Origin of the sequence: Micromonospora orduensis, from assembly GCF_006228125.1 — a bacterium.
GTDB lineage: Bacteria > Actinomycetota > Actinomycetes > Mycobacteriales > Micromonosporaceae > Micromonospora > Micromonospora orduensis.
In genome coordinates this window covers 1-4,332 of the sequence record NZ_VDFY01000205.1, presented here as the reverse complement: position 1 = coordinate 4,332, position 4,332 = coordinate 1, and the positions used below count along the sequence as shown (strand labels likewise).

The 4,332-nt window shown below is 73.3% G+C and carries 4 protein-coding genes; all 4 read right to left on the bottom strand.

Annotation, left to right across the window (positions count from 1 at the left end):
• Positions 1 to 30: 30 nt before the first annotated feature.
• The 4 genes from mshC to FHG89_RS23625 all read right to left on the bottom strand — a co-directional run bounded on the left by mshC (position 31) and on the right by FHG89_RS23625 (position 3,628).
• Complete coding sequence (gene mshC / locus FHG89_RS23640) at positions 31 to 1,269, bottom strand: cysteine--1-D-myo-inosityl 2-amino-2-deoxy-alpha-D-glucopyranoside ligase (RefSeq protein WP_139586607.1); 1,239 nt, start codon at positions 1,267 to 1,269, stop codon at positions 31 to 33.
• A gap of 67 nt (positions 1,270 to 1,336) precedes the next feature.
• Positions 1,337 to 2,155: an SCO1664 family protein gene (locus tag FHG89_RS23635; RefSeq protein ID WP_139586606.1), complete on the bottom strand. Its 819-nt coding sequence runs from the start codon at positions 2,153 to 2,155 to the stop codon at positions 1,337 to 1,339.
• Positions 2,152 to 2,733: a DUF3090 domain-containing protein gene (locus FHG89_RS23630; RefSeq protein ID WP_030332806.1), complete on the bottom strand. Its 582-nt coding sequence runs from the start codon at positions 2,731 to 2,733 to the stop codon at positions 2,152 to 2,154. Before FHG89_RS23630 ends, FHG89_RS23635 begins: the two co-directional genes overlap by 4 nt.
• Positions 2,734 to 2,914: 181 nt before the next feature.
• Positions 2,915 to 3,628, bottom strand: coding sequence for an MSMEG_4193 family putative phosphomutase (locus FHG89_RS23625; RefSeq protein WP_139586605.1), 714 nt, complete (start codon positions 3,626 to 3,628; stop codon positions 2,915 to 2,917).
• Positions 3,629 to 4,332 lie beyond the last annotated feature (704 nt).

Here is a 4,332-nt window from a genome sequence, read left to right as displayed (position 1 = left end):
GGGCGGCGGGCCACGCGGGGCGGCGAGGGGCTAGAGGCGGATGCCGAGGAGGGCGTCCACCGTCCTGGTGAAGAGGGCGGGCGCTTCGGGGTCGTCCGTTGCTCCCGCCAGGGTCGCCTCGGCCCAGCGGTCGGCCGCGGCCAGGGCGCCGGGGGTGTCGAGGTCGTCGGCCAGGCGCTCGCGTACCTCGGCCAGCAGCTCAGCCCCGGACGGCCCGGCGGGCGCGGCGGCGGCCCGCCGCCAGCGGTCCAGGCGCTCGTGCGCGGCGCTGAGCAGATCGTCGGTCCAGGTGCGGTCGCTGCGGTAGTGGCCGGAGATGAGCGCCAGCCGGATCGCCATCGGGTCGACCTTGTCGGCGCGCAGCCGGGACACGAAGACCAGGTTGCCGCGGGACTTGGACATCTTCTCGCCGTCCAGGCCGATCATCCCGGCGTGCACGTAGTGCTCGGCGAACGGCGCCTGCCCGGTCAACCGCTCGGCGTGCGCCGCGGACGCCTCGTGGTGCGGGAACAGCAGGTCGTTGCCGCCGCCCTGCACGTCGATCCGGTCGCCGAGCAGATTCAGGGCGATCACCGCGCACTCGATGTGCCAGCCGGGGCGGCCCTCGCCCAACTCCCCGCCCGGCCAGGACGGCTCGCCCTCGCGGGCGCCACGCCACAGCAGCGGGTCCAGGGGGTCGCGCTTGCCGGCCCGGTCCGGGTCGCCGCCGCGCTCTGGGAAGATCTCCAGCATCTGCTCACGGGTCAGGTTGGACTCGTAGCCGTACCGGCCGGTGGCGGAGATGTCGAAGTAGACGTCGCCGGTGCCGTCGTCGAGGCGGTACGCGGCGCCGTCCTTGAGCAGCATCTCGACCTTGTCGGCGATGTCCGGGATCGACTCGACCGCGCCCACGTAGTGCGCCGGCGGGATGATCCGCAGCGCCTCCATGTCCTCCCGGAACAGCGCCGTCTCGCGCATCGCCAGGACGACCCAGTCCTCGCCGTCGCGGGCGGCCCGCTCCAGCAGCGGGTCGTCGATGTCGGTGACGTTCTGCACGTAGCGCACCGGGCGGCCGGCGTCGCGCCACATCCGCTGCACCAGGTCGAACGTGATCATGGTGGCGGCGTGGCCGAGGTGGGTGGCGTCGTACGGGGTGATGCCGCAGACGTACATGCTGCCCGCGTCGGTCGGCACACTCGGCTGGACCGCCTGCCGCGCCGAGTCGTACAACGCCAACGGCTCGCCCCTGCCCGGCAGCCGTGGCACCTCATGTCCCGCCCAAGACTCCATGGCCTCAGCCTAGCCAGCCCCACGACGACCCCGGGTCGCCGCACGGGTGATCAAGATGACAGCGGGGTCACATGGGGGGCCAGGGGATCGCCGGCCAGTCCTCCGGCGGCTGCGGGAAGCGACAGGTGTCGCGCAGGTTGTCGACGCGGGCGGCCAGCTCGGTGACCTCGCTGATCGTCAGGTGGTCGGCCAGCTCCGCGCCGAGCGCCCCGGACAGCTGCCCGGCGAGCCCGTCGAGCATCTCCACGGCGTCCGGCGGCAACTGCTTGCCGGCCCAGCCCCAGAGCACCGTGCGCAGCTTGTCCTCCACGTGGAAGCACACCCCGTGGTCCACGCCGTAGATCCGGTCGTCGTCGCCGACCAGCACGTGGCCGCCCTTGCGGTCCGCGTTGTTGATCACCGCGTCGAGGATCGCGAGTCGGGCCAGCCGAGGGTCGTCGGCGTGGGCGAGAGCGTACGAGGCGCCGTCGTCGTCCCGCGCCGCGGCGATCGGGAACCAGCGCGGCGGCAGCTCCCCGGCGGGCAGGAAACCCACAAGCGGCTCCGCGTCCTGCGGCTCGTCGATCCACAGCTGGCAGGAGCCGGGGCCGAACGGGCCGTCGCGCAGCACGGTGGGCGGCACCAGATCCCAGCCGGTGGCCCGGGAGAGCAGGTACGCCGACACCTCCCGGCCGGCGAGGGTGCCGTCGGGAAAGTCCCACAGCGGCCGCTCCCCGCGCACCGGCTTGTAGACGCAGCGGGCCGTGGCGCCGTCGAGCGTCAGGATGCCGCGCAACGTCGTGTTCGACGCGTCGACCAGCCGACCCTCCAGGTCGAGCACGCCGTCACGCAGCAGCCGCAGCGCGGCGTCGCCGTCCTGGCGAGGCTGGAGGCCGGACGAGGTCACCGGTGGTAACCGTTGTGCCGCGGGCAGAGGTGCCCGGCGGGATCCAACGGCTGGCCGCACAGCGGGCACGGCGGCCGGCCCGCGTTCACCACGCGTCGCGCCCGCTCGATGAACTGGCGGGTCGCCTGCGGGGTGAGTCGGACCCGGAGCCGGTCCAGGTCCTCGTCCGGCTCGTCGTCGTCCTCGTCGTCCTCGTCGTCGTCCTCGTCGCCCAGCTCGACCTCGGGCTCGACCTCGCCCGCCGCGATCGCCTCGATCACCACTGTCGCGGTGTCGACGTCGAAGGCCAGCCCGAGGGTCCCGACCCGGAACTCCTCGTCGACCGGAGTGTCCAGCGGCTCGTTGTCGCCGATCACCGGCGCCAGCTCGGGCAGGTCCACCCCGAAGCGACGCTGCGCCTCGGTGAGCAGCTCCTCCAGCTTCTCGGCGAGCAGGGAAACCTGGACCTTCTCCAGCGCGACGCTGACCAGCCTGCCGCCGCCGCGGGCCTGGAGGAAGAACGTGCGCTCCCCCGGCGGCCCGACGGTCCCGGCGACGAACCGCTCCGGCGGTTCGAAGGCGTGCACCTGGTGGGTCATACCCACGACCCTATCCGGCCCGCCAGGGCGCCGCGCACCCCACCGACCCGAATCGCCGCGGGGGCGGCGCGCCCGGCGTACCAGCGCCCGCACCCGGGCGTGGCGGCCCCTCGGCCGCCCGCCGACGCCATCGTCAGCCGGCGGGCGCCGGCGCGGTCAGCGGGCGGGGGCGTCACGGCGGTCATCGTGACGAACCAGCCCCGCCACCGACGGCCGCGTCCGAGTCACCCGCGCGGGTCGCCCGCCGGCGCCGCTTACGCGGCGGCGGCACGAGGGCGGCGAGATCACCGCCGGTGTCGTTGAGCCGAACCAGGAACGGCCGCAGCGGCGTGAACCGGATCGCCGTCACCGAGGCCGGGTCGGCCACGATCCGCTGAAAAAGATCCAGGTGTACGCCGAGCGCGTCCGCCACGATGGCCTTGATCACATCACCGTGGCTGCACGCCAGCCAGACCGCTTCAGGCCCGTGCTCGGCACTCACCCGGGCGTCCCACGAACGCACCGCCGCCACCGCGCGCGCCGCCATCGCGGCCATCGCCTCCCCGCCCGGGAAGACCGCGGCGCTCGGGTGCTGCTGGACCACCGGCCAGAGCGGCTCCTTGGCGAGCTTCTTCAGCGGCTGCCCCTCCCAGCTGCCGTAGTCGCACTCGATCAGCCCCTCCTCGACCACCGGAGTGGCCTGCGGAAGCGCCAGCTCCAGGGTCTGCCGGCAGCGGATCAGCGGACTCGTCACCACCGCCGCGAGCGGCACCTGCCGCAACCGCTCGCCCACCGCGGTCGCCTGGGCCCGGCCGGTCTCGTCCAACTCGACGGGCTGCCGGCCGGCCAGCCCACCGTCCGCGTTCGCGGTGGTCCGGCCGTGTCGCAGAAGCAGAAGGGTTGCCACGCTGACCACCCTAGGGCCTGGGCCAGTGCTCCGGATCGGCGCGGGCGGTCCGGGGGGCAGCCTGTCGGTGCGGCTTCGTCCTTGTGTATCGGGTTCGGGGTTTGTGCCGGGGGTTCGGGTGTGTCGGGTTCGGTTGGGCCGGGCTCGTGCCGGGTGGCCGTGCGTCGTGCTCGCGGGCCCTCTCCCGGCCGGATGTCCCGTCCCGAGTGTCCGTGCGATGCCCGCGCTGTCCCGGATGTCCGTATCGATCCCTGCGCCCGGTCGTCCTACGAGCTCGCTCATCTGGCGGGCGACCGTCATTCGGCCCTGGCCCCTGCGCGGCCACACCCGGTGTGGCGGTCGTTGTTGTCGTTGGCGATATACCTCTGAGTCATAAATATGCCTGTGAGGTATGGCGCTCACCGTCTACCTCGCCCCCGACGGCCTGGCCGGGGGTGATCGACGCGGTGTCGCGGTGTCGGGATGCCCCGATGTCGGGGATACGGAGTCGATCAACCTCGCAACAGCCGGTCTGGCGCCGGGCACGCTTGGTGTTACGGCACCGGATGTCCGGTATTGGGGTCCTCTGGCCTGTGACCGGCTGCACTCGTGGCGTGGAATCGGGGCCGGCCGGGGGTCGTTACATACCCTGACGATCGCAGGACCACGGCCCACCACCCCCGGGCCCGCCCGGGATGGAATGCCGGCCAGGACGCGGTCGTTACAGATGGACC

Excerpts from the sequence above, each read along its gene's own strand:
- mshC (WP_139586607.1), bottom strand. The coding sequence starts at position 1,269 with ATGGAGTCTTGGGCGGGACATGAGGTGCCACGGCTGCCGGGCAGGGGC.
- FHG89_RS23630 (WP_030332806.1), bottom strand. The coding sequence starts at position 2,733 with ATGACCCACCAGGTGCACGCCTTCGAACCGCCGGAGCGGTTCGTCGCC.